The organism is Pseudomonas sp. Lb2C2 (genome assembly GCF_052112205.1).
Classification (GTDB): domain Bacteria; phylum Pseudomonadota; class Gammaproteobacteria; order Pseudomonadales; family Pseudomonadaceae; genus Aquipseudomonas; species Aquipseudomonas kilonensis.
Map to the genome: position 1 here is coordinate 184,700 of NZ_JAUTYW010000001.1, position 24,684 is coordinate 209,383.

Sequence of the window (24,684 nt, forward strand, 5' to 3'; positions counted from 1 at the left end):
AGACCGAGCTTGCAGGGATGTCGGCTGTGCTGGCCTCATCGCGAGCAAGCTCGCTCCCACAGGGGGCTTGAGGCGTTCATGAGCTCTGCATGCACCGCAGAACCTATTGTGGGAGCGAGCTTGCTCGCGATAGCGGTGGGGAGGTGGGTTACAGCCACCGCGGCGTGGTGAAGAACGAGGCCATTTCCGAGCGGGCCAGGGCCGCGCCGAAGTAGGGGCCTTGGACATGGTCGCAGGCTACGTTGCGCAGTTGGCTGAATTGCCGGGCGTTTTCGATGCCTTCGGCAGTGACCATCAGCCCCACGCTGCGGCTCAATCGGATCATCGCCAGGACGCCTTCCTTGTCATCCTCCAGGCCCAGCTGCGTGAGGATGTTGCGATCGAAGCGGATGCCATCGAACGGCTGGTCCAGTACCTCGCGCAGGGAGGCGATGCTGGTGCCGAATTTGTCGATGTTGATCCGCACGCCGAGGTCCTTGAGCGCATGGAGGGTGCTGGCGACGGTCTTGTGGTCGGCCAGCAGCACCCCTTCAGCCACTTCCAGGGTCAGCCGTTGAGGCGCCAGGCCGCTCGCTTCGAGGGCTGTCTGTACCTGGTTGAGCAGGAAACTGCTGTTGAACCATCGGGGTGAAACTGCGATGGAGACGTTGACGGCGCTCGGCCAGGTGGCGGCCTCTTCACAGACGTTGATCAACATCCAGGTGCCGAGTTCTTCAAGCTGGCCCGAGGTTTCGGCCACCGGTATGAAGTCGGCCCCACCCAGTTCACCTTTCTCGGGATGGTGCCAGAAGGTCTGGGCTTCGAAGCCATGCAGTTGTTCGGCGCTCACATCGAAGCGGGGCAGGTAACGCAGTTCCAGTTGATCCCGTTGCATGGCGTCGCGCAGTTGCTGCTCGTATTGCCGCCGGTCGCGGGCCAGGTTGCCCATGGCTTCCACATACACGCGCCAGGTGTTGCGGCCCGCCGCCTTGGCTGCATACAAGGCGATGTCGGCGTGGCGCAGAAGTTCATCGGCACGTTCGTCACCGGGCTGCGACCAGGCAACGCCGATGCTCACCCCCAGGTACAGGGTATTGCCGTCCAGGTGCATGGGTCGTTGCATGCAATCGATCAGCCGTTCGCAGAGTTGATCGAGATCGCCGGCATCGCCCGGGTCGGGCATGACAATGACAAACTCATCACCGCCCAGGCGGGCCACCAGATCAGTGCCGCGCACGTTTTGCTGGAGGATATGCGCCACTTCCTTGAGCACTTTATCGCCCACGGCATGACCCAGGGAGTCGTTGACCGGCTTGAACCGGTCCATGTCCAGGTTCAGCAGCGCCAGGGGCGGGCGATCGGTCCGGTCCAGGTGTTCGCGCAGGCAATCGAACAAGCGGTTGCGGTTGGCCAGCCCAGTCAGCGGGTCATGCAGGGAAAGGTGCTTGATCTGGGCCAGGGCCCGCAATTCGTCGGTGATATCGGTGGCGGTGCCACGAAAACCCAGGGTGCCAGCTTCGATAGCCCGCACCGAGAGTTTGCAGGTGCGGATGCGCTGGTTGCGCGCGGTGTACTCGCACAGCAGCGGTGCCGAGGAGAGGCTGTTGGCGCCGCCGAGCAGCCATTGGGCAATCGAGATCGAGCCGCCATGGGGGTGGAGCAGCCGGTGCAGAGGTTTGCCCAGCCACTCCGTGGGGCTGAACCCGGTCACTTGTTCGAAGCGTTCCGACAGATAGGTCAGCGTCCCGGTCGAATCGACCTCCCACAACCAGTCGGATGAGACTTCGGCAATGTCGCGGAAACGTTCTTCACTGCGTTCCAGCGCCTTGCGGTGGGCCAGCAGGCTGGCGTACTGGCGCTCCTGGGCGCGGAGCATGGCCAGGGCATGGCGCAGAACCGCCAGGGCCAGAATCCCCAGCACCAGTAACGCCACGGCCAGCAACGGCAGGAGGAATTTACGCAGGTCCTGGCCCGGGGTCTGCGGCCGCCAGGCCAAGGCTTCCAGGGTCAGGTCGTCGAGCAGCAGTTGGGCGGTATCGGCTGGGCCCGGGGTCCTGGCGATATGGGCATCGGGCAGGGCGAAGTCCCGCGCCAGGTTTTCCAGGGCACCGGGATCAAGGACCTTGACGAAGAGCATCAGGCTGGGCGGGCCGGGGATTTCCGGCACGCTGCTGTCCGTGCCGATGGTGATGGCGGACGCGGCCACAAACGCCGGGGCGTCCTCGTGATGGAGCATCTCGACGATCACTTCCTCGTGATTTTCCGCGGCGTTGGCTTTTTTCAACAGCGCTCGCAAGTCGCCGGTCAGCCAGGTGTCGGCATCGACCTCACTCATCTGGCCATCGATCACTGAGTAGACGGTCTGGCCGGTTGGCGAAATGACAAACACGGCCTGGTAGCCATAGAGCGAAAACACGCTGCTGCCGACGTTTTCCTGGTCATAGGCCCATTCCTTGTCGACGCTGACATGCAGGTGCCGGTAGGCGTCGCTCCACTTGGAGTAGTCGCTCAGATCCCGTCCGATACCTTTGCGGATCCCCTCGATGGCCCGCTGGGCGAAAAACAGGCTCTGTTCACGGGCGCGCTGGTCCTGGGCCGCGGTGATGTTGAGCAGCACGGCGATCGCCAGTGCGGACATGACAAACAGCAGGAGCATGATGGCCGGGAAAGTGCGACGAGTGAAACTTCGGGTTGGCGAACCCGGGGAAAGGACAGTCGAGTCATTGCCAGCAATTTCAATCATAAAAATAAGTCATCAGCAAAAAAGCGATTTCACCCGCACCTGTCTTGTATCGGCTGTAGGGCTGATTTACTTAGTCGTGATCACAAATGGTGCGCCTGGCTGAGCTGCCACCAGGTGGGACGGCATGCAACGGTTGGTCGGGACACGCGGTCCAGAGCTTCCTTTCTCAAGAGCAAGGACCTGCGGCCGAGGCGGGTTTGTATCGCAGTGTGTACTGCGCGGCCCCGGATACACCGGCTTGACGAAGACCCGGGCCGGCGACACAGGCCCGATACACACCGACGATTAACTACGCCAGCCAGCCGGCACCGAGCCTCGGTGCGGGTGACTGGCGTATTGATCGTTCGAGGAATACCCCATGCTCAACTTCTCCCGAAACTCATCCCTTGCACTCGGCCTGGCCCTGGTCGGCGGCCTGGGTCTGTCCACGGCGGCTTCGGCCTTGACCATGAATGACTTGGCCCAGGGCTACACCCTGGCGGCAGCCGATACCGTGAAGAAACCCGCCGAAGGCAAGTGTGGCGAAGACAAGTTCGCCAAGACCGACACCAACCACGATGGCCAGGTCTCGCGTGATGAGTTCATCGCCGCGGCCCCGGAGCGCGCCACTGAGTTCGACAAGATCGACGCCAACCATGACAGCAGTATCTCGTTGCCGGAAGCCAAGCAATACCTGTCGGCCCAGGCCAAGAGCGCGGAAGGTAAATGTGGCGAAGGCAAGTGCGGGGCGGCTATCGAGTCCTGATTGGCCCCAGTGGTGAGCCTGATGAGTTGATGCCAGCCCACTGATGCGGCATCGAACAAAGAACCTGTGGCGAGGGGGCTTGCACCCGCTGGACTGCGTAGCAGGCCCAAAACACTGGGGCCGCTGCGCGACCCAGCAGGAGCAAGCTCCCTCGCCACGGGTGTTCGGTTTTCTATCGTGCGATTAATCGTCTCATGAGGCTCACCACATCTCGTTTCCCCAGGAGATGTGTCATGTTGAATTTACCCCAACCCTCAACAGGCCTCGGCCTGCGCCGGGCCTTGCTCGATGAGTTGCGCCAGGCGCCGGCGGGGGATTTCGACTTTCTCGAAGTCGCCCCGGAAAACTGGATCGGAATCGGCGGTGCCCATGGCGCCGCCTTGCATTGGCTGGCCGAACGTTATCCGTTGACGTGCCATGGCCTGTCGTTGTCCCTGGGTGGGCCGGCGCCTCTGGACCTGGCGTTTCTCGCGCAGGTGCGCGCTTTTCTTGAGCGTTTCGACGTGCCGTTGTACAGCGAGCACTTGAGCTACTGCGGTGATGAAGGGCATTTGTATGACCTCTTGCCGCTGCCCTTTACCGAAGAAGCAGTGCATCACGTGGCAGCGCGGATCCGTCAGGCCCAGGATGTGCTGGGGCGCCGCCTGGCGGTGGAAAACGTCTCCTATTACGCCGCGCCCCGGCAGGACATGAGCGAGCTCGAATTCACCCGGGCAGTGTTGCGCGAAGCCGATTGCGACCTGTTGCTGGACGTCAATAATGTCTACGTCAACTCGATCAATCACGGCTTCGATCCCCAGGCATTCCTGGTGGGCCTTGAACCGGGGCGGGTGGTCGCGATGCATGTGGCCGGGCATTACGACGAATCCGACACGCTGAAAATCGACAGCCATGGCGCGCCGGTCAAGCCGCTGGTCTGGGCGCTGCTGGCCCAGGCCTACGCGCATTTTGGCGCGCAGCCGACCTTGCTCGAACGGGACTTCAACTTTCCGCCCTATGCCGCGCTGGTGGGCGAATTGCAGACCATTCGCCAGTTGCAACACCAAACCGTTACCCGGCAGGCGGTGATCCATGGCTGAGCCCCGGCAGACACTGCATCAGCAGCAACAGGCGCTGACCCGTTACCTGCGCGACCCTGAACACTGCCCGGTCCCGGCCGGCATGGACGCGGCGCGGGCGCAGGTGTACCGCGACCTGATTTTCGAGAACATGCGCTCGTTGCTCAGCGGCACCTTCCCGGTGCTGGTGAGCGTGTTGGGGCAGGCCCCCTGGCGTGCCTGCGTGCGCCGCTTCCTGCGCGAACATCGCTGTGCCACCCCCCGGTTCGGTGAAATCGCCGAGGAATTCGTCGGCTACCTCGCGACCCACGCGTCGCCGGACTGGCCACCGTTTGCGGCAGAGCTGGCGCATTACGAATGGGTCGAGATGGCATTACTGCAATCTCCGGCCGAGCCGTTGCCGACCCATGACGAGGCCTCCTGGCTCGACCAGCCGCTGCGCGTCTCGCCCCTGGCCTGGCCGCTGGCGTACCAGTGGCCGGTGCATCGCCTGGCGCCGAGCTACCAGCCCTTGACGCCACCGGCCCAACCGACGCTGCTGCTGGTGCGGCGAACACCTGGGTTTGCTGTGCGCTTTTCCGAACTCAGTCCGTTGGCCTGGCGGCTTTTGCAGCGTATCGAGGAATATCCCGGGTTGGCGGGGCGAGGGCAGTTGCTGGCGTTGGCGCGGGAGGCGGGGGTGGATTCATCCGCGTTCATGGACAGCGCGGTGGCGCTGCTGCGGCAGATGCAGGACGAAGGGGTTGTTGGCGTACAACAGTTATCTGCCCATTGAAAATGCCAACCCCTGTGAGGGCCTGCTGTGGGAGCAAAGCTTGCTCGCGATGGGCCACCCTCGGTCTGACTGATTGACCGAGTCGTCTGTATCGCGGGCAAGCTTTGCTCCCACAGCAAGCACGCTCCCACAAGGGATTTTTGTCAGGCCTTGTTTCGCGGGTGCACACCGATCTTCAGCAGCGCATCCACGCTCAACTTCCCAGCCCCCTGCAACAGCAACGGCAGCAACGCCACCAGGTAGATCAACGGCAGCTTGAAGTTGCCATGTCCCTTGTTGGTAATCCCATAGCCCTGGGCCAGTTCGCTCAAGCTTGACCAATCCGCCGGCCAGTGCACGGCGGCGGTCGCCACCACGGTGACGACGATCAGCACCAGCGCCGACAGGCGCGTACCCAAGCCGATCAACAGGGCGATGGCGCCGATCAGTTCGGCCCACATCGCCAGTTCCCAATTCCACTGGGCCGGCACATGGTTGAAGGGGAACGGGAAGGCGGACTGGATCTCGGCGAACCAGTTCTCGCCGTTCCATTTCTCCAGGCCGGACTCGAAGAACTCCCAGGCCAGGAACAGGCGCAGGCCCAGCGGCGCGAGCCATGCACCTGCGTGATCGAGATGAAGGTGCAGTGTTTTCAAGGCATTTGAATACATGATCGATTCCCCTGGGCTCAAGCCGCGTGTGGCGGCCGTTGGCGTCGCTGGGTGGCCTGGGCCAGCTTGCCCACCAGGCGGATGGCGGTGGCGGCGCAGATCAGGCCGAAGGGCAGCACATACCAGGCGCTCATGGGGATGCGTTTGAAGTTGGAATAGGCAAAGATCGCCGCCAGCACCCACATGCCGGTGACGTGCAGGCGCTTCCAGGCCTGGAAACCGATCAGGCGCGTGGTGCTTTTGAACGAGGTCAGCGCCAGCAACAGGATGAACACGTAGCCCACGGTGCCGGGCACGTTGCCGAGAGTGGTGCGGCCGGGCCAGAACTCGGGATTGAGCTGGCCGTAGCTGTAGATCAGCACGGCATGGACCAGATGGGAAAAAGCAAAGGCCAGCCCGATGAGGCGCCGTTCGCGCACCAGGGACCGGCTCAGGGGCGAGGGCACCAGCACCGCGAATGCCGAGGCGGTGAAGGCCAGCAGGAACAAGATAAAGGACGAACGCGCCGTGGCGCGAATGGCGCTGCGTACGCCTTCGGTCAGGTCCGGGTTGAGCACCAGGATCAACCCGGTCATCAACAGCACCAGGGCGGCGAGCAGGCTGAACAGCGACCAGCCCTGATAACGAAAGGGGGATGCAGTTGCGTTAGGCATGTAAAGGCTCCTTGGATGGTGAGACCCGGTCGTGACAGCAGCCGGGAACAGGGGGGAGTCTTTCAAACAGGTGTAAGCGGGGTGTGTCCGCCACGCAGCATTGTGCAAGTTTGTGTATGCCGATCATCCGCAGACACACTGCCATACAAAACCGCATCCAAATCCAATACCCAACCCCCAACCCCCAACCCCCAACCCCCAACCCCTGTGGGAGCGAGCTTGCTCGCGATGGCGTCAGGTCAGTTGAACAGGTGCTGGCAGATACACCGCCATCGCGAGCAAGCTCGCTCCCACAGGGGGATTGGGTAAGGCATCCATATTTGTGTTGAATTTGCAGCTGTCTTCGCGAGCAAGCTTTGCTCCCACAGGTCCTGCTCAAACAGATCTGATGGGTGTACGACCGGGAGAACCAGGTCGGCTACTAGGCCGCCTCGGGGCGGACGTTGATCTCGGGCGCCCCGTTAACCACGATGGCCGAACGCAGGCATTGTGGAGTGGGCATCCCGGCATGGATGCCGGGATAGCCGCGCTGGGCCATGGATGGCCCTTCGCGGCGGGCCCACGGAGCAATGCCGGAGTGAGGGCACACCGAGCCTAAGCGAGGTGCCGAGTGGTGGGGCAAAAGCGTTTTGCTTACTTTTGCGCTTTTCAAAAGTGAGCCGCCGTCAGGGCGGAACCCTAAGCCGCCGTTACCACAGCAATGGATATGTACTCAATCAACAACATCCTAGCCGACAGTCAGGCCGCCATCGCGAGCAAGCCCGCTCCCACAAGGGCCGTGTCAGCTTGCGAATGCCAGGCGCAACTCGGCGCACAGGCCGCCGCCGTCGCGGTTGCTCAGGGTCAGTGAGCCGCCCATGGCGATCGCCAGTTGCTGGGCGATGGCCAAGCCCAGGCCGGTGCCGCCGGTTTCCCGGTTGCGTGAGCTTTCCACCCGGTAGAACGGCTTGAGCACCTCGGCCAGTTCCTGTTCGTTGATCCCGGGGCCGCGGTCCAGGACCTGGATCGCCAATTGCCCGTTGTCGGCGAGTTGCACCTGGATCTGCGCCGCGCCGCCAAATTTCAAGGCGTTGTCCACCAGATTGACCAGCACCCGCCGCAGGGCATGGGGGCGGGTGTCGATGACCGCAGCGTTTTTCCCGGACAGTTGCACATCCTTGCCAGTGTCCTGGTAGTCGAACACCAGGCTGTCGAGGAACGCATCCAGGCTGATCCGGCAACTGGCCTCGGTGGCGCCGTGGATGCTGCGGGCATAGGCCACGCCTTCACGCACCAGGTGCTCCATTTCGCTCAAGTCGCTCCACAGCTTGTCCTTCTCGATCCCCTCGTCCATGAATTCGGCGCGCAGCTTCATACGCGTGATAGGGGTCTGCAAGTCGTGGGAAATCGCCGCCAGCAACTGCATGCGCTCCTTGAGGTAGGCAGCGATGCGGTCCTGCATGGCGTTGAACGCTTTGGCGGCATGCACCACTTCGGTCGGGCCTTTTTCGTCCAGACGCACGCCGTGGGCGTTCGGATCGAGGGTTTCCACCGCCTGGGCCAGCCGGGTCAGGGGACCGACGGCGATACGCACGGCCAGCCAGGTGCAGCCGATCAACAACGCCAACTGCCCCAGCAACACCATCGGCAACCAGGGGGAGAGGGGCATCATCGCCGGGCGCACGTCGATGGTCAGGGGGCTGCCGTCCGCCAGGCGCAGGTGTGCCTGATAGTGCATTTTCGGCCCGGGAATCTGCTTGAACGTCAGGCCATAGGCCTGGCCGATGGCTTCCTGGATCGAACTGACCGAGATCGGCGCGTCGGCAAGGTCCATCGGTTGCCCGGGCTGGCCTTCGTCGAGCAGGTAGCCATAGTTGCGCCGGGCGAGTTTCGGCAGCCAGGCCTGGCGTTCGGCGGCAGGCAGGCGGTCAAGAATGGCGACCGAGGTCGAGACGTCGGTTTCCAGGTTGCCAAGCATGGTCGACTTGGCGCTCTGGTAGCGCTCGTAGTACTGGACGCCGAAGGATAGCCCCTGGGCCAGGATCAGGCCGATCAGGAAGATCAGCGACAGCCTCGAGGCTAGCGTACGCGGCCAGCGCAACGACAGGCTCATACCGAGGCCTCGAGGATCTCCACCGGCAGCGAGAACACGTAGCCTTCGCTGCGCACGGTCTTGATGTAGGCCGGCTCCCGGGCATCATCCAGCAGGCGCTGGCGCAGACGGCTGACCAGCAAATCGATGGAGCGATCGAACAGGTCGGCGTCCCGGCCCTGGGTGAGGTTAAGCAGCTGGTCGCGGTTGAGCACCCGTTGCGGATGGTCGAGGAATACCCGCAACAAACGATATTCGGCGCCGCTCAAGGCAACCATGGTGCCGTCGGTGTCCAGCAGGTGACGGGCGGTGGTGTCCAGGCGCCAGCGTCCGAAAGCCAGCAGGCGACCGCTCTCGGTGACCACCAGGTTGGGCGGCAGCATGCGGGTGCGGCGCAGCACGGCATTGATGCGGGCCAGCAGCTCACGGGCGGCGAAGGGCTTGACCAGGTAATCGTCGGCGCCCATTTCCAGGCCGATGATGCGGTCGGTTTCGTCGTTGCGCGCGGTGAGCATCAGCACCGGCGTGGCCTTGTGCTTGCCGGCACGCAGCTCCCGGCACAGCACCAGGCCGTCGTCGCCGGGCATCATGATGTCCAGCACGATCAGGTCCACCGGAGTGGTTTCCAGGAAGGCGCGCATTTGCCGGCCATCGGCAACGACAGTGGTGCGCAGACCGTTCTTTTTCAGGTAGTTGCCAACCAGTTCTCTGATCTCGCGATCGTCATCCACTATCAACACGTGATCGACATGATCCATGGTGTCCAGCTCCTCGGCGTTTCGTTGTGAGCAGTCTACAGGCGCCGGCCGGCCCGGCTCGCGGCGGTTTGTATTGCAGTGTATCTGGCGCGCGACGGATACACAGCGATGCAAAAAGCCACCTGGCTCGATACAGACGCGATACCTGCGCGGCATTCAATGGCACCCATCGAGGCAACACAACAGGCCTCGGCAGATAACCCCCATTGAATCGAGGAGTCGCCATGAACACCAAAGCCATCTACGCCGCCTGCCTTTTCGCCGCGCTGAACATCTGCACCCTGTCGGCCCGGGCCGAAAGCAACGTGCAAGCGCACACCTACACCTACGGCACCAACCTGGACATCCAGAAGGTGCTGTCCCTTAGCGAAGACACCGAGCCGACCTGCGGCGTGGTCAACGCCCAGATGACCTACCTGGATTCGGCAGGCCACAAGCAGGCGCTGGACTATCGCAAGCTTTCCGATAACTGCAGCAACCAGAACTGACCTGTTTTTGTGGCGAGGGAGCTTGCTCCCGCTGGGCTGCGAAGCAGCCCCCGAAATCGACCTGACAACTGGATGCTTCAGAAAAATAAAGAGGGCCGCTTCGCGCCCCAGCGGGAGCAAGCTCCCTCGCCACAGGGTCTATGTCAGCTTTTTATTTTGAGGTGTTGCCATGCTTCTGATCGCTTTTCTCGGCGGGATCCTGACGATCCTCAGCCCCTGCATTCTTCCGGTGGTGCCGTTTCTGTTCGCCCGGGCCGATCGCTCCCGTGGCTCGGTGCTGCTGACCCTTGGCGGCATGGTGCTGACGTTTGCCCTGGTCTCCAGCCTGGCGGTGGTCAGCAGTGAGTGGGTGCTGCGCGCCAGCAGCGTCGGCCGGCAAGTTGCTTTGGTGGTGATGGTGGTGTTTGCCTTGTCGCTGATCTTCAGTCGGGTCGGCACCTGGCTGGCGCGGCCGCTGGTCAGCCTGGGCAATCGCCTGGACGCCGGGGCGGGGCGGATGGCCGGGCCAGTGGCGTCAGTGCTGATCGGGGTCGCCACGGGGCTGCTCTGGGCACCGTGCGCCGGCCCGATACTCGGGGTGATCCTGACCGGGGCCATGCTGCAAGGCGCCAGCGCACAAACCAGCCTGCTGTTGCTCGCCTACGGCCTGGGCAGTGCCTTGTCCCTGGGGACACTGATCCTGGCCGGGCGCGGACTGGTCGGACGCTTGAAACTCTCGCTGCCGATCACCACCTGGCTGCGCCGGGGAACGGGAGCGGTGGTGTTGCTGGCGGCCGTGGCGATTGGCACCGGGGCGGATGACCGCTTGTTGGCGGCGACTTCCTCCCAACAATCGGCCAGCCTGGAAAAAAGCCTGCTGGAGAACGTGCCCAAGGCCATCGACTATGTGGTGAGCAAGGCTGGCGCAAGTTCCATGCCGGCCCTCGAATCCCAGGGCACCATGCCTGCGTTGGACGGCGCGGTGCAATGGCTGAACTCGCCCCCTCTGAGCAGCGAATCACTCAAGGGCAAGGTGGTGCTGGTGGACTTCTGGACCTACGACTGCATCAACTGCCAGCACACTTTGCCCTATGTGAACGGTTGGGCGAAGAAGTATGAAAAGGACGGATTGGTGGTGATCGGTGTCCACACCCCGGAGTACGGCTACGAGAAGATCATCGACAACGTGCGCGAGCAGGTGCGCAAGCTGGACATCCACTACCCGGTGGCGATCGACAATCAGTATGCGATCTGGCGTGCCTTCAACAATCAGTACTGGCCGGCTCATTACTTCATCGATGCCAAGGGGCAGGTGCGCTACAGCCATTTTGGCGAAGGACGCTATGACGAGCAGGAGCAGGTGATCCAGCAATTGTTGCAGGAGGCGAAGGCAGGGCAATGAGCGTGGTGAGGGATAGGTATCAAATAAAATTAGTTTAATTTCATGGTGTTAACTAAATAACCTCTATCTGTTTCTAGAATGGAATATCGCTTGAGGCAGATATTGTAGTTGGCGAAGGCATAGCCACAGGGGTCATGTGCAAATGCTGGCCCCTTGCTCATTTGCATAAGGTCAAACTTCTTTCCTTTCAGAAAGTTGGGCGACAAACCTATGCGTATTTCTATGTGGGTCGTGGCGACGTTTCTCCTGGCCGCCGTCTCGCTCGAGGCCCAGGCCAGGGCGCTGACGCAAAACCAGCAGTCGGTGTGCCGCTGGGGTTCGGATATCGCGGCGGGGGCGCAAGCTTCGAAGCTTTCCGGCGTCAGCCTGTACGGCGCGCGCAAGAAGCTGCAAGTGCGCAAGTTTCCCCGGCCCTGGATGCGCATGACCGCCTTGGGCATTACCGAACAGACCTACAACAGCGCTTCGCGCCTCAAGCCGGTCGCGGTCAAGCAGACCTACTACGAACAGTGTGTTCGCCATGAGCTGGCGCGACGCTAGGCCCTCAGGCCGGGCTGCGGCCTGGCATTTCGATGCCATGCAGGTTTACTCGTCGATACAGGGTCGCCCGGGAAATGCCCAGGGCCCGGGCGGCGGCGGTGGGTTTCCAGCGGTGGCGCACCAAGGCATCGAGCAGTGCCTGGCGTTCCGGGCTGGCGCTCGGTTCCGGCCCGTGATCGGTGGCGTCCGCGCGGTGCATTGACTCGGGCAGGTGGCTGAGCTGGACCACGCTGGCTTCGCACACTGCGCACGCATAGCGCAGCACATGGCGCAACTGGCGCACATTGCCCGGCCAGTGATAGCCGAGCAGGCATTCCAAGGCCGCGCTGCTCAATTGCACGGTTGCCCCGCACAGCGTCGACTCCTCGGCAAGAATTCGATTGATCAACGCCAGCCGGTCGCTGCGTTCGCGCAACGGTGGCAGTTGGAAGCGCGCGCCGCCCAGGCGGAAATACAAATCCTCGCGAAACTCGCCGGCGGCCACCAGGGTCTCCAGGTCGCGGTGGGTGGCGCAGATCACCTGGATGTCCACGGCCTTGCGACGGGACGCGCCCAGTGGCGCCACTTCACCCTCGGCCAATACGCGTAGCAGGCGGGTCTGCAAGGCCAGCGGCATGTCGCCGATTTCATCCAGGAACAAGGTGCCGCCATCGGCCTGTTGCAACAGGCCCTGCATGCCCTTGGCCGAGGCGCCGGTGAAGGCGCCGGCGACGTAGCCGAACAATTCGCTTTCGATCAGGCTTTCGGGAATGGCGGCGCAGTTCAACGCCACGAAAGGGCGATCACGGCGCTGGCTGGCCTGGTGCAACTGACGGGCGAACACTTCCTTGCCGGAACCGGTTTCGCCCTGGATCAGCACCGGCAGGTTGCGATCCTTGACCCGCACCGCCAGGCGCAGGCTGTCGGCCAGGCGTGGATCGATTTCCAGCGGGGTCATCGCCACCCGCGAACGTGAACTGGCCCGCTGGCGTGGCGCGCTCAAGCGCCCGTGCATGGCGTGATCGAGCGAGCAGAGGCTTTCGTCCCGGGCACGGTGCAGCAGCTGCTGGTCGAACACCTGGCCGATGTGTTGCGGCAACTGTCCGTAATGTTGCAGCAGGTACTGGCGGGCGGCCGGGTTCAAGGCTTGCAGGCAACCGTCGTCGTCCCAGGCGAACAGGAAGTCCGGCTGGCTGTCGACGTAGCCGGCGTTGCGATGGGCCCGCAGCACCCAGTAACCCTGGGCGCTGCTCATGAAAAACGCCTGTTCGATCTCCCGGGCGCTCTGCACCACCATTTGCCGGATCAGGTGCTGCGAGCGCCGATCATCCGGCGAGCGCACCGCCGAGACGTCCAGCACCCCGAGCAATTCGCCCTGGGGATCGAAGACCGGTGCGGCGGAGCAGGTCAGGCCAATGAACGCCGCCCGGAAATGGTCGCGCTTGTGCACCGTCACCGGGGCCTTGGCCGTGAGCACCGCCGCCACGCCGCAGGTGCCTTCCTCGCCCTCCGACCAACAGGTGCCCAGGTACAGCCCGGCCTTGCGGCAGTCATTGCGAATCGTGGTTTCCACCCGATAGTCGATGGTCTGGCCCTGGGCATCGGTCAGTAGCACGCAGTAGTCGGCATCGCGGACCCGGCCATGGAGGCGGGCCACTTCTTCGCTGGCGATATTGAGGAACAGCTCGGAGCGCTCACGGCATTGCTTGAGCACGTCCTGGGACAGGATGCGCGGGCCCTGCAGCGAACCGGGGTCCAGGTGATGTTGCTCCATGGACCGGCGCCAGGAGTCGAGGATCAGGTCCGGGACGGGCAGTTGTGGCAACTGGTTCGCGTTTTTCACCACGCGGCTGACGCAATCCACGTGCGCCCGGGAGTGAGCGGAAAGCATAGGGGCCTCCGATTCAGCTTCTTATCGTTGTGCGCACATTAAGCGCCGTTCGCCGGGTGCAGACAAGCTCGACGGGTTCTTCGGGCGGAGTGAGACGCCACGTCTCAGAGTCTCGCCGAAACGTCGTGCAGGCTGACATGGGGCGTCTCACCGGGGCTCGGTTCGCTTCATCGAAAATCCCATGGGGGCCGCTCTGGCCCGGGCTTTGAGCAGGTTTTTTTCACAACTGGCACCGCCCTTGCTCTACCTCTGGAGCCCGCTCGACGGGTCATCCAATAATAACAACGAGGTGTCTATGGTTTCCTGCCCAGGCCGTGTGCCTGCCCCCTCCACGGTGGCGTCATGAGTCGCCGGCCACTGACCGTGGGCATCATCGCCAACCCCGCATCGGGCCGTGACGTGCGGCGCCTGACCGCCAATGCCGGGCTGTTTTCCAGCACTGACAAGGTCTCGGTGATCCAGCGCCTGCTGGCCGCTTTCGGCGCCACCGGCATCGAACAGGTGTTGATGCCCACCGACATGATTGGCATGGCCGCCGCGGTGCTGAAGAACAGCCACAGCCGCCAGGCCCGCAGCAGCCACTGGCCGGCCCTGGAGTTTCTCGAGCTGACCCTGCGCCAGACCGTCGAAGACACCCGCCGGGCCGCACGCCTGATGGCCGAGCGCGAGGTGGCGCTGATCGCCGTGCTTGGCGGCGACGGCACCCACAAGGCGGTGGCCGCCGAAGTGGGGGACATCCCGTTGCTGACCCTGTCCACCGGCACCAACAACGCCTTTCCCGAACTGCGCGAAGCCACCAGTGCCGGCTTGGCCGGCGGGTTGTACGCCAGTGGCCGGGTGCCGGGCTCGATCGGCTTGCGCCGCAACAAACGCTTGTTGGTCTGTGATGCCGGACGTGGCTTGCGCGAAGTCGCCCTGGTGGACGTCGCCGTGTCGCCGCTGCGCTTTGTCGGCGCCCGGGCGATCAGTCGCGCACAGGACCTGGCCGAAGTCTTCGTGACCTTCGCCGAACCGCAATCCATTGGCCTGTCGGCGCTGTGCGGCTTGTGGTTTCCGGTGTCGCGCCAGGCACCGGGTGGCGCCTGGATGCGCCTGGACCCGCAATCCCCCGAAGCGCTGCTGGTGCCGCTTGCGCCAGGGTTGCTGCAAGGCTGTGGCGTGCTCGCTGCCGGGCCCCTGGAACCTGGCGTCCCCCACGGCCTGTCGCTCTCCAGCGGCACCCTGGCCCTGGATGGCGAGCGGGAAATCGAATTCAACGCGCAGGACCGGCCCACGGTCACCCTCGATGCCGGCGGCCCGCTGAGCATCGACGTCAACGCGGTGCTGGCCTACGCCGCGCAACAGCGTTTGCTGGCCATCGGCCGCGAACACCCGCAACACCCTCTGAATCTTCAAGAAGACACCCCAGGAGAATAAAAATGTCGACACCGCTCACCCACGATCAACTGCTGCACGCCTACCAGGTGATGCGCACCATCCGCGCCTTCGAAGAGCGCCTGCACGTGGAGTTCGCTACCGGCGAGATTCCCGGTTTCGTCCACCTGTATGCCGGCGAAGAAGCCTCGGCCGCCGGCGTCATGGCCCACCTGGGCGATGACGATTGCATCGCGTCCAACCACCGTGGTCACGGCCATTGCATCGCCAAGGGCGTGGATGTCTACGGGATGATGGCCGAAATCTATGGCAAGAAAACCGGCGTCTGCCAAGGCAAGGGCGGTTCGATGCACATCGCCGATTTCGAAAAAGGCATGCTCGGTGCCAATGGCATCGTCGGTGCCGGCGCGCCGCTGGTGGTGGGCGCCGCGCTGGCGGCCCGGCTCAAGGGCACCGACAGCGTTGCCGTGGTGTTTTTCGGCGACGGCGGCTCCAACGAGGGCGCGGTGTTCGAAGCCATGAACATGGCCTCGGTGTGGAACCTGCCGTGCCTGTTCATCGCCGAAAACAACGGCTACGCCGAAGCCACCGCTTCCAATTGGTCGGTGGCCTGCGATCACATCGCCGACCGTGCGGCCGGGTTCGGCATGCCCGGGGTGACGGTGGATGGCTTTGACTTCTTTGCCGTGCATGAGGCCGCGGGGGCCGCCGTCGAACGCGCCCGTGCCGGGGAAGGGCCGTCGCTGATCGAGGTCAAGCTGACCCGCTACTACGGTCACTTCGAGGGCGACGCCCAAACCTATCGGGCGCCCGACGAGGTCAAGCATTTTCGCGAGAACCAGGACTGCCTGATGCAGTTCCGCGAGCGCACCACCCGGGCCGGCTTGCTCACCGTCGAGCAGTTGGACCAGATCGACAAGGAAGTGGACATGTTGATTGAAAACGCCGTGAGCAAGGCCAAATCCGATCCCAAGCCCACCGCGGCGGACCTGCTGACCGACGTCTACGTCAGCTATCCCTGAACGCCCTCCTGAATAACAACAATAGAGAATCCCATCATGGCGAGAAAAATCAGCTATCAGCAGGCAATCAACGAGGCCCTGGCCCAGGAAATGCGCCGCGACTCCAGCGTCTTCATCATGGGTGAGGACGTGGCCGGTGGTGCCGGGGCACCCGGTGAAAACGACGCCTGGGGCGGTGTGCTCGGCGTTACCAAGGGGCTTTACGACCAGTTCCCCGGACGCGTGCTGGACACGCCGCTGTCGGAAATCGGTTACGTCGGCGCGGCGGTCGGGGCCGCCACCTGCGGCGTGCGCCCGGTGTGCGAACTGATGTTCGTCGACTTTGCCGGGTGCTGCCTGGACCAGATCCTCAACCAGGCGGCGAAGTTTCGCTACATGTTCGGCGGCAAGGCCTCCACCCCCCTGGTGATCCGCACCATGGTCGGCGCCGGCCTGCGCGCCGCCGCCCAGCATTCGCAGATGCTCACATCGTTGTGGACGCACATTCCGGGACTGAAAGTGGTCTGCCCATCGTCGCCTTACGACGCCAAGGGCCTGCTGATCCAGGCGATCCGCGACAACGACCCGGTGATCTTCTGCGAGCACAAGTTGCTCTACAGCATGCAGGGCGAGGTGCCGGAAGAGCTCTACACCATTCCCTTTGGCGAGGCCAACTTCCTGCGCGACGGCAAGGACGTGACCCTCGTGTCCTACGGGCGCACCGTCAACACCGCGATGGATGCGGCGCGCAGCCTGGCCGGGCGTGGCATCGACTGCGAAGTCATCGATCTGCGCACCACCAGCCCGCTGGACGAGGACAGCATCCTGGAAAGTGTCGAGAAGACCGGGCGCCTGGTGGTGATCGACGAAGCCAACCCACGCTGTTCCATGGCCACCGATATTTCGGCGCTGGTGGCGCAAAAAGCCTTTGGCGCGCTCAAGGCGCCGATTGAAATGGTCACCGCGCCGCACACCCCGGTGCCGTTCTCCGACTCGCTGGAAGACCTGTACATCCCTGACGCGGCGAAGATCGAACAAGCCGTGCTCAACGTGATCGAGTGGAGCAAGCGCTGATGAGCCAGATTCATACCCTGACCATGCCCAAGTGGGGCTTGTCGATGACTGAGGGCCGGGTCGACGCCTGGCTCAAGGAGGAGGGCCAGGCCATCACCAAGGGCGATGAAGTGATGGACGTGGAGACCGACAAGATCTCCAGCAGCGTCGAAGCGCCGTTTTCCGGCATCCTGCGCCGCCAGATTGCCCGCCAGGACGAAACCCTGGCGGTCGGCGCCTTGCTCGGCATCGTGGTCGACGGCGACGCCAGCGATGCCGAGATCGACGCGGTCATCGAGCAGTTCCAATCGACCTTTGTCCCCGGTGACGCAGCCGATGAAGACAGCGGGCCGAAACCGCAGAAAGTCGAATTGGACGGCCGGGTGATCCGCTATTTCGAGCGGGGCGAGGGCGGCACGCCGTTGTTGCTGGTGCATGGTTTCGGCGGCGACCTGAACAACTGGTTGTTCAACCATGAGGCGTTGGCGGTTGGGCGTCGAGTCATTGCGCTGGATCTGCCGGGCCACGGGGAATCTTCGAAAGCCCTGCAACGCGGCGACCTGGACGAACTGAGCGGCGTGGTGCAGGCCTTGCTCGATCACCTGGACATCAACGCTGTGCATCTGGTGGGGCATTCCATGGGTGGGGCGGTGTCGCTGAATGCCGCACGCCTGATGCCCCAGCGAGTCCGGTCGCTGACCTTGATCGGCAGCGCCGGGCTGGGCGCGCAGATCAACGGCAGCTACCTGCAAGGTTTTGTCGAAGCGGCCAACCGCAACGCCCTCAAGCCGCAGCTGGTGCAACTGTTTTCCAATGCTGAATTGGTCAACCGCCAGATGCTCGACGACATGCTCAAGTACAAGCGCCTGGAGGGCGTGGACGCGGCGCTGCAGCAGCTGTCAGCGACGCTGTTCGCCGACGGCCGCCAACAGGTGGATCTGCGCGAAGTGGTGCAGGCCGGCGACGTAGCGACCCTGGTGATCTGGGGCAGCGATGACGCGATCATCCCGGCGGCCCATAGCGACGGGCTGAGTGCCCAGGTGGAGGTGCTGTCCGGCCAGGGCCACATGGTGCAAATGGAAGCGGCCGAGCAGGTCAACCGGCTGATCCTCGGCTTCATCGAGCAGCACTGATCAAGCGGGCGGCGACATGCGTCGTCGTTCCTACAAAATTCTGGAGGCAACGTTATGAACGTTTCAATCAAGCCGACCCGCAGCATGCGCGCCGCCGTCTGGCATGGCCGCAACGACATCCGCGTCGAAGACGTGCCACTGCCGGTTTCGCCGCCCGCCGGTTGGGTGCAGATCCGCGTGCAGTGGTGCGGCATCTGCGGCTCCGACCTGCATGAATACGTGGCCGGGCCGGTGTTCATTCCGGTGGACGCGCCACACCCGCTGACCGGGATCAAGGGCCAGTGCATCCTCGGCCATGAGTTCTGCGGCGAGATCGTCGAACTGGGTGCCGGCGTCGAAGGCTTCACTGTCGGCGAGCCAGTGGCGGCGGACGCCTGCCAGCACTGCGGCACCTGCTATTACTGCACCCACGGGCTCTACAACATTTGCGAGAACCTGGCCTTCACCGGGCTGATGAACAACGGTGCGTTCGCCGAACTGGTCAACGTACCGGCCAACCTGCTCTACAAACTGCCCGCCGATTTCCCGGCCGAGGCCGGTGCGTTGATCGAGCCATTGGCGGTGGGCATGCATGCGGTGAAAAAGGCCGGCAGCCTGCTGGGCCAGAACGTGGTGGTGGTCGGTGCCGGGACCATCGGCCTGTGCACCATCATGTGCGCCAAGGCCGCCGGGGCGGCCCAGGTGATCGCCCTGGAAATGTCTGGTGCGCGCAAGGCCAAGGCCCTGGAAGTCGGGGCCAGCCATGTGATCGATCCGAACGAATGCGATGCCCTGGCCGAAGTCCGCCGCCTGACCGCTGGCCTGGGGGCCGATGTCAGTTTCGAATGCATCGGCAACAAGCACACCGCCAAACTGGCCATCGACCTGATCCGCAAGGCCGGCAAGTGTGTATTGGTGGGCATTTTCGAGGAACCGAGCGAGTTCAACTTCTTTGAGCTGGTCTCCACGGAGAAGCAAGTGCTGGGCGCGCTGGCCTACAACGGTGAGTTCGCCGATGTGATTGCCTTCATCGCCGACGGACGCCTGGACATCTCACCGCTGGTGACCGGGCGCATCCAGTTGGAGGAGATCGTCGGGCAGGGCTTCGAGGAGTTGGTGAACAACAAGGAGCACAATGTGAAGATCATCGTGTCTCCCGCACGGATCTGAGAGCGCCCGGGTGGGCGATTTGGCGATGGCCGGCAGCGGCCATCGCCTTTTTTTCAGGTGTAGTTCAGGTATAGGCCAGCAATCGGCCGCAGAGAATGACCGAGATCCATAGCACCATGGACACCAGTGCTTGAATTCTGGCCTGGCCGGGGGTCTTGTGACCGGTGTCCCATTGCTCGACCGAACGGTAGGTTCCAACGTGGAACAGCAGGGCGTTGAGGCCCGCCGCCGCGATCAGGCAGAGTTTGAGGATGAAGACGTCGTTGCCGGCAAAATCATGGGGATGCGCACTGAACATCATCAACCCGGCAGGCACGATCAATAGCAGGGCCGCAACGGCCCAGGGCAGCAGGTGGCGGGCCAGTGCGGTCACGGCGATGCCCTTGGACAGCCCGAGGAGGCGCAGGTCGAACATCAATACCGCGCCGACCAATATCGAAAAGCCGATAATGTGCACCACTTCCACCAGCGGATAGAGCCACAACTCGCTGCGCATGGCCAACGCCAGGGACGAATCGCTCAGACGGTCCATCCAGCCTTGGGCTGAGCCTGCCTGGGAGGCCTGCATCAGCGTAACTCGGTGGTCTTGTCGTCGATGGTGATGCGTTCGGCGCGTAACTCGTCGGGTTTGTTGCGGTTTGCATAGCCGACCACGGTGGCGCGGTTACCCGCTTTGAGCATGTCTTTGCTCAGGCCCCGATTTTCCATGCGTGACGGCGGGGCCAGCACGACGGTCCAGGTTTTGTCCGTGGTTTGCAGGCGCACGTAGCCATGGGGATGGGAATAACCGGCTTCCTTTATCGTGCCTTCGAGCGTCAGGGGATTGCTGGCGTCGTATTCGCTCCAGCCATGGTGGGCAAGGGCCGCCGTGGCGACCAGCATCAATGCCAAACCGATGCTACGAAGAATGAAGTTCATGGCAAGGTCTCCTTTGGGTGATCCGTTCAACCAGGCAGGTATTCGCGCCAGACCCGCCGTTCATCCAATTGAAGCAGTTGCTCCTCGTTCTTGCGAAACGGTCGGTCGCAGTCGAGAAAAAACTCATCGAGTTGTGGCGGCGCGACGTGGGTGGCGCTGAGCATGGTGTGAACCTGTCCACGATGATGGATCTGATGTTCGAACAGGTGCAACAGCAGCCGGTCGATTCGTTCCTGCACCACACCGTCGACACGCACCAGGTCGACGGAGCGGGCGAGGTCTTTTTCCCGCAGGGTTTCGCAAAACGCCACCAGCCGCTGATCGGTCTGGGTTTGGCTTTGCTTCAGTTGGGCAAAGGCCAGGGTTTCAGAAAAGTCCTTTATCTGGCCGTCCCGGTCGCCTTCCAGGGCGGTGAGGTAATAACGGTCCACTTCCAGGATGTGGCACAGCGTGGCTTGGATGGACGGGAAGAACCCCGTGCGCGGCGCCGCGTAGTCAGCCTCGCTCAGATTCGCGCAGGCGCTGAGCAGCCTGTGGTTGGCCCATTGATTGTTCAGGGCCTGGGCCAGGAAATAATTCATGGGAAGCCTCCCTATCATGTCCGCCACAAATCCTGTGGGAGCGGGCTTGCTCGCGAAGACGGCGGCACACACAGCATAGTCATATCAGATAGACCGCTTTCGCGAGCAAGCCCGCTCCCACACAGGGCGCCCTTACCTCAGGGGGCAGTCCTAAAGCCCCACATCCGGCAACACCGGCCGATTGGCCAGGGCCTTGGCCATGATCTGCTCCACATACACCCGGTCCGCTTCCGGCAGCGCCAGGCGCGGTGGGCGGGTGAGGGCGCTGCCGCGGCCGGCGATGGCTTCGCACAGCTTGATGCATTGCACCAGGTCGGCGCGGGCGTCCAGGTGCAGGATCGGCATCAGCCATTCGTAGATGGGCATCGCCTCGGCGAAGCGTCCGGCGCGGGCCAGGCGGAAAATGGTCTCGCCTTCTTTTGGGAACACGTTGGACATGCCCGAGACCCAACCTTCGGCACCCACGGCGAGGCTTTCCAGTACCACGTCATCGAGGCCTGCGAACAACACAAAGCGATCGCCGACTTCGTTGCGCACGTCGATAAAGCGCCGGGTGTCGCCGGAGGAATCCTTGAAACACACCACGTTGTCGCAATCGGCCAGAGAAATCAGGATGTCCGGTGTCACGTCATTCTTGTAGATCGGCGGGTTGTTGTAGACCATCAGCGGCACGTCGGCGTGCCGGGCCACGTAGCGGAAATGCTCGGCGGTCTCGAAGGGCTTGGAGCCGTAGACCAGCGCTGGCATCAGCATCACCCCGTCGACGCCGACCTTGCGCACTGCGTTGGCAACCTTGGCGGCTTGCACGCTGGTGAATTCGGCCACGCCGCAGATCACCGGCACGCGGCCACGGGAAGCGTCCACTGCCACTTCGGTCACGGCGATTTTTTCCTCGGCGCTCAGGGAGGTGTTTTCCCCCACCGACCCACAGACCACCAGGCCGGAAACGCCATCACGAATGACGTTGGAAATCACTTGGTGGGTTTTTTCCAGGTTGATGGAAAAGTCATCGTTGAATTGAGTGGTGACGGCAGGGAAGACGCCGCTCCAGTTGATGCGTTTGCTCATGGTTGTCTCCGTTTTTGATAGTGCTTTTGTGGCGAGGGAGCTTGCTCCCGCTGGGTCGCGAAGCGGCCCTCAGGATCTGACTGATACACCGAGTTGTCAGTCTTCAGGACTGCTTCGCAGTCCAGCGGGAGCAAGCTCCCTCGCCACAAGGGTTTTGGGTGAATCTGAAAGTCATGCGCCCGGCCAGGTATCCGAAAGCCGGTAGCCCTCGGGCCACGGATCGGCCGGGTCGAGCAACAACTGATGGGTCCCGGTGATCCACGCCCGTCCGGCGATGCACGGATAAATCGCCGGGCGTCCGGCCACTTCGGTGAGTGAGTCGATGCGGCAGTGGAATTCGGAACCGATGATCGAGCGGCCGATAAAACGCTCGCCGACCTGCATCAAGCCCTTGGCGTGCAGCACCGCCATGCGCGCCGAGCAACCGGTGCCGGTGGGCGAGCGGTCGATCTTGCCGGGCTGGATCACCACCGCATTGGCGCCGGTGGCGATGCCGTTTTCCTGGACGATGGGCGCGGCAATCTGGCAGAACGAGATGTGCGACCAGTCGGGGTTCAGTGGATGCACGAAGCCCAGTTGTTCGTTGGCGGCGCGGGTGATTTTCAAGCCCACGGCCACCAGTTCGGCGGCTTCCTCCGGGCGAATGGCAAAGCCCAGGCGCTGGGCGTCGACGATGACAAAACTGTCGCCGCCGTAGGCGGTGTCAACCTGCAACGAGCCCAGCCCCTCGACTTCGATCCAGGCATCGAGGCGGTCGGCGAAGGAGGGCACGTTCTTGATTTCAACCCGTTGCACCTTGCCGTCGCGGCAGTCGGCCACGGCTTCGATCAGGCCGCCCGGCGCTTCGAGCACCAGGCGGGTCTGGGGCTCGGTCATTGGCAGGATGCCGCTGTCCAGCAGCACGGTGGCGACGCACAACGAGTTGGAGCCGGACATCGGCGGCGTGTCGGCCGGTTCCATGATGATCCAGGCCATTTGCGCCCGCGGGTCCTTGGCTGGCACCAGCAGGTTGACGTGGCGGAACACCCCGCCGCGGGGCTCGTTGAGGACGAAGTTGCGCAGGGTCTGGTCCTGGGCGATCCAGCGAGACTGTTCCCACACCGTGGCGCCGGGTGGAGGGGCGACGCCGCCGACGATCACATCGCCAACTTCGCCTTCGGCGTGGCAGCTGACGACATGGATGATTTTTGATGAGCGCATGGGTCAAATCCTTGTGTTGTCTATTCGGGCCTCATCGCGGGCAAGCCTTGCTCCCACAAAGGGTTTTGTGGTGCACACGAAACAGTGTGGGAGCGAGCTTGCTCGCGAAGGGGCCATCGGCTATTTCACCGACTTGAGAAAAGCCGCCGTCTCGGGCTGCACCGGATTGCCAATCACCTGGTCCGGCGGCCCGATCTCATGAACCCGGCCATTGCAAAAGAACGCCACGCGGTCGGACACGTCCCGGGCGAAGCGGATTTCGTGGGTCACCAGCACCATGGTCATGCCGTCTTCGGCGAGCATGCGCATGGTGTCCAGCACTTCACCCACCAGTTGCGGGTCGAGGGCCGAGGTGGCTTCGTCGAAGAGCATGTAGTCCGGCGACATCGCCAGCGCCCGGGCAATGGCCATGCGCTGCTGTTGGCCGCCGGAAAGCTTGCCGGGGAAGGCCTTGAGCTTGTCCCCCAGGCCCACATGCTCAAGCTGTTGCACCGCGAGTGCTTCGGCCTCCTGCTTGCTTTTGCCCAACACTTTGCGCGGCGCCAGCATCACGTTTTCCAGCACGGTCAGGTGGGGGAAGGCGTTCCATTGCTGGAACACGATGCCGATCTTCTGCCGCAGGCGATTGAGGTCGGTGGCGCGGTCATGGACCTCGATGCCGTCCACGCGGATGCTGCCTTTCTGGATCGGTTCCAGGCCGTTGATGCACATCAGCAGGGTCGACTTTCCGGAGCCGGAACCGCCGATGATCGACACCACTTCGCCCTTGTCCACCGTCAGGCTCACGCCCTTGACCACTTCCAGGTCGCCGAAGGATTTGTGCACGTTTTCGATCTCAATCATTTTCCTGCCACCTTCTTTCCAGGCGTGCGCCGAGGCGGGCGACCACCAGGCTCATGACGTAGTAAATGAGGCCCGCGATGCACAGCACCAGCAGGGGTTCCTGAATGCGCGTGACGATGGTTTGCGATGCCCGCAGCAATTCGACAATGCCGATCCACATCACCAGGGCGGTGTCTTTCATCACGCCCAGCACCAGGTTCAGCCAGCCGGGAAAGGCCACCCGCGTGGCGATCGGCAGGACGATGAAACGCAGGTCCTGCACATAGCTCAGGCCCAGTGACCGACTGGCCCGACGGGTGCTCAACGGCACCGCCAGCACGCCACCGCGGACGATCTCGGTGAAGTAAGCCGCGGCGTAGACGCCGAGGACGATGCAACCGACGGCGAAGGCGCTGAGGTTCAGGCCGGCGATGCTCTTGAGCGAGTTGAACAGCACGAACTGGATCAGCAGCGGCACGCTGCGGAACACGTCCAGCAACCAGGCCAACGGCAGGCTGGCCCGCGGCAACAACGCCCGCAACAGACCGAACAGCAACCCGGCGAGGGTGCCCAAAAGGATCGACCAGACGGTCAATTGCAGCGTGACCCAGGCCCCCTCGAGCAGGTACAGCAGGTCGTTAACGCTGAGGCTTGTAGAAAACATGACCCACCTC

Annotated in this window: 24 protein-coding genes; 11 read left to right on the plus strand and 13 right to left on the minus strand. The window is 63.2% G+C overall.

All coding sequences use genetic code 11. From position 1 onward, the window contains the following. Nucleotides 1–148 precede the first annotated feature (148 nt). Complete coding sequence (locus Q7F16_RS00735; RefSeq protein WP_409555403.1) at nt 149–2,722, minus strand: bifunctional diguanylate cyclase/phosphodiesterase; 2,574 nt, start codon at nt 2,720–2,722, stop codon at nt 149–151. A 358-nt stretch (nt 2,723–3,080) separates the two neighbouring features. Between Q7F16_RS00735 and Q7F16_RS00740 the strand changes: the two genes are divergently transcribed. From Q7F16_RS00740 to Q7F16_RS00750, 3 genes are all read left to right on the plus strand, one after another. Continuing rightward, complete coding sequence (locus Q7F16_RS00740) at nt 3,081–3,467, plus strand: HvfA family oxazolone/thioamide-modified RiPP metallophore (RefSeq protein ID WP_409555404.1); 387 nt, start codon at nt 3,081–3,083, stop codon at nt 3,465–3,467. A 233-nt stretch (nt 3,468–3,700) separates the two neighbouring features. Continuing rightward, nucleotides 3,701–4,546 carry an HvfB family MNIO-type RiPP peptide maturase gene (locus Q7F16_RS00745; protein ID WP_046062724.1) on the plus strand — a complete coding sequence of 282 codons (846 nt, stop codon included), beginning with the start codon at nt 3,701–3,703 and terminating at the stop codon, nt 4,544–4,546. Continuing rightward, nucleotides 4,539–5,300, plus strand: a complete 762-nt coding sequence (locus Q7F16_RS00750; protein ID WP_046062723.1) for an HvfC family RiPP maturation protein — start codon at nt 4,539–4,541, stop codon at nt 5,298–5,300. The genes Q7F16_RS00745 and Q7F16_RS00750 overlap by 8 nt, the downstream gene beginning before the upstream one ends. Before the next feature lie 143 nt (nt 5,301–5,443). Here the strand turns inward: Q7F16_RS00750 and Q7F16_RS00755 are convergent, their stop codons facing one another. From Q7F16_RS00755 to Q7F16_RS00770, 4 genes are all read right to left on the minus strand, one after another. Next, a complete protein-coding gene (locus Q7F16_RS00755) occupies nt 5,444–5,950 on the minus strand; it encodes an HvfX family Cu-binding RiPP maturation protein (protein WP_409555405.1) in 507 nt (168 codons plus the stop codon). A gap of 17 nt (nt 5,951–5,967) precedes the next feature. Beyond that, the gene (locus Q7F16_RS00760; RefSeq protein ID WP_409555406.1) at nt 5,968–6,603 is read right to left on the minus strand and encodes a ferric reductase-like transmembrane domain-containing protein; all 636 of its coding nucleotides are present in this window, start codon (nt 6,601–6,603) and stop codon (nt 5,968–5,970) included. A gap of 781 nt (nt 6,604–7,384) precedes the next feature. Continuing rightward, nucleotides 7,385–8,695, minus strand: coding sequence for an ATP-binding protein (locus tag Q7F16_RS00765; protein WP_409555407.1), 1,311 nt, complete (start codon nt 8,693–8,695; stop codon nt 7,385–7,387). After that, nucleotides 8,692–9,432, minus strand: a complete 741-nt coding sequence (locus Q7F16_RS00770; RefSeq protein ID WP_003202589.1) for a response regulator — start codon at nt 9,430–9,432, stop codon at nt 8,692–8,694. The genes Q7F16_RS00765 and Q7F16_RS00770 overlap by 4 nt, the downstream gene beginning before the upstream one ends. A 224-nt stretch (nt 9,433–9,656) precedes the next feature. Between Q7F16_RS00770 and Q7F16_RS00775 the strand changes: the two genes are divergently transcribed. The 3 genes from Q7F16_RS00775 (at nt 9,657) to Q7F16_RS00785 (ending at nt 11,841) form a co-directional block, all read left to right on the plus strand. Beyond that, entirely contained in the window at nt 9,657–9,920 is a 264-nt protein-coding gene (locus tag Q7F16_RS00775) for a DUF2790 domain-containing protein (protein ID WP_409555408.1), read from the plus strand. A gap of 169 nt (nt 9,921–10,089) precedes the next feature. Then, nucleotides 10,090–11,301, plus strand: a complete 1,212-nt coding sequence (locus tag Q7F16_RS00780; RefSeq protein WP_409555409.1) for a cytochrome c biogenesis protein DipZ — start codon at nt 10,090–10,092, stop codon at nt 11,299–11,301. A 210-nt stretch (nt 11,302–11,511) separates the two neighbouring features. Beyond that, nucleotides 11,512–11,841, plus strand: a complete 330-nt coding sequence (locus tag Q7F16_RS00785) for a hypothetical protein (RefSeq protein ID WP_027911912.1) — start codon at nt 11,512–11,514, stop codon at nt 11,839–11,841. A 4-nt stretch (nt 11,842–11,845) separates the two neighbouring features. Here the strand turns inward: Q7F16_RS00785 and Q7F16_RS00790 are convergent, their stop codons facing one another. Beyond that, nucleotides 11,846–13,711 carry a sigma-54-dependent Fis family transcriptional regulator gene (locus tag Q7F16_RS00790; RefSeq protein WP_046062716.1) on the minus strand — a complete coding sequence of 622 codons (1,866 nt, stop codon included), beginning with the start codon at nt 13,709–13,711 and terminating at the stop codon, nt 11,846–11,848. A gap of 342 nt (nt 13,712–14,053) precedes the next feature. On the opposite strand from Q7F16_RS00790, the gene Q7F16_RS00795 reads away from it, so the two are divergent. The 5 genes from Q7F16_RS00795 (at nt 14,054) to Q7F16_RS00815 (ending at nt 19,421) form a co-directional block, all read left to right on the plus strand. Then, complete coding sequence (locus Q7F16_RS00795) at nt 14,054–15,127, plus strand: ATP-NAD kinase family protein (protein WP_409555410.1); 1,074 nt, start codon at nt 14,054–14,056, stop codon at nt 15,125–15,127. A 2-nt stretch (nt 15,128–15,129) separates the two neighbouring features. Beyond that, nucleotides 15,130–16,107: a thiamine pyrophosphate-dependent dehydrogenase E1 component subunit alpha gene (locus Q7F16_RS00800; RefSeq protein ID WP_409555411.1), complete on the plus strand. Its 978-nt coding sequence runs from the start codon at nt 15,130–15,132 to the stop codon at nt 16,105–16,107. A gap of 36 nt (nt 16,108–16,143) precedes the next feature. Then, complete coding sequence (locus tag Q7F16_RS00805; RefSeq protein ID WP_014339122.1) at nt 16,144–17,160, plus strand: alpha-ketoacid dehydrogenase subunit beta; 1,017 nt, start codon at nt 16,144–16,146, stop codon at nt 17,158–17,160. Further along, a complete protein-coding gene (locus Q7F16_RS00810; RefSeq protein ID WP_095961933.1) occupies nt 17,160–18,272 on the plus strand; it encodes an acetoin dehydrogenase dihydrolipoyllysine-residue acetyltransferase subunit in 1,113 nt (370 codons plus the stop codon). Before Q7F16_RS00805 ends, Q7F16_RS00810 begins: the two co-directional genes overlap by 1 nt. Before the next feature lie 84 nt (nt 18,273–18,356). Then, nucleotides 18,357–19,421, plus strand: coding sequence for a 2,3-butanediol dehydrogenase (locus Q7F16_RS00815; RefSeq protein WP_225919188.1), 1,065 nt, complete (start codon nt 18,357–18,359; stop codon nt 19,419–19,421). Between the two features lie 64 nt (nt 19,422–19,485). Here Q7F16_RS00815 and Q7F16_RS00820 read toward each other — a convergent pair whose 3' ends face one another. From Q7F16_RS00820 to Q7F16_RS00850, 7 genes are all read right to left on the minus strand, one after another. Continuing rightward, nucleotides 19,486–19,989: a DUF6644 family protein gene (locus Q7F16_RS00820; protein WP_409555412.1), complete on the minus strand. Its 504-nt coding sequence runs from the start codon at nt 19,987–19,989 to the stop codon at nt 19,486–19,488. Beyond that, complete coding sequence (locus Q7F16_RS00825) at nt 19,989–20,339, minus strand: DUF6152 family protein (protein WP_079304818.1); 351 nt, start codon at nt 20,337–20,339, stop codon at nt 19,989–19,991. The genes Q7F16_RS00820 and Q7F16_RS00825 overlap by 1 nt, the downstream gene beginning before the upstream one ends. A 26-nt stretch (nt 20,340–20,365) precedes the next feature. After that, on the minus strand, nt 20,366–20,920 hold the full coding sequence (locus Q7F16_RS00830; protein WP_079304816.1) for a DinB family protein: 555 nt from the start codon (nt 20,918–20,920) through the stop codon (nt 20,366–20,368). Nucleotides 20,921–21,070: 150 nt separating this feature from the next. After that, a complete protein-coding gene (locus Q7F16_RS00835) occupies nt 21,071–21,988 on the minus strand; it encodes a dihydrodipicolinate synthase family protein (protein ID WP_046062708.1) in 918 nt (305 codons plus the stop codon). 171 nt (nt 21,989–22,159) lie between these two features. Then, on the minus strand, nt 22,160–23,188 hold the full coding sequence (locus Q7F16_RS00840) for a trans-3-hydroxy-L-proline dehydratase (RefSeq protein WP_095974032.1): 1,029 nt from the start codon (nt 23,186–23,188) through the stop codon (nt 22,160–22,162). 120 nt (nt 23,189–23,308) lie between these two features. Then, nucleotides 23,309–24,031: an amino acid ABC transporter ATP-binding protein gene (locus tag Q7F16_RS00845; RefSeq protein ID WP_046062706.1), complete on the minus strand. Its 723-nt coding sequence runs from the start codon at nt 24,029–24,031 to the stop codon at nt 23,309–23,311. After that, a complete protein-coding gene (locus Q7F16_RS00850; RefSeq protein WP_003202560.1) occupies nt 24,024–24,674 on the minus strand; it encodes an amino acid ABC transporter permease in 651 nt (216 codons plus the stop codon). The genes Q7F16_RS00845 and Q7F16_RS00850 overlap by 8 nt, the downstream gene beginning before the upstream one ends. Nucleotides 24,675–24,684: the final 10 nt, after the last annotated feature.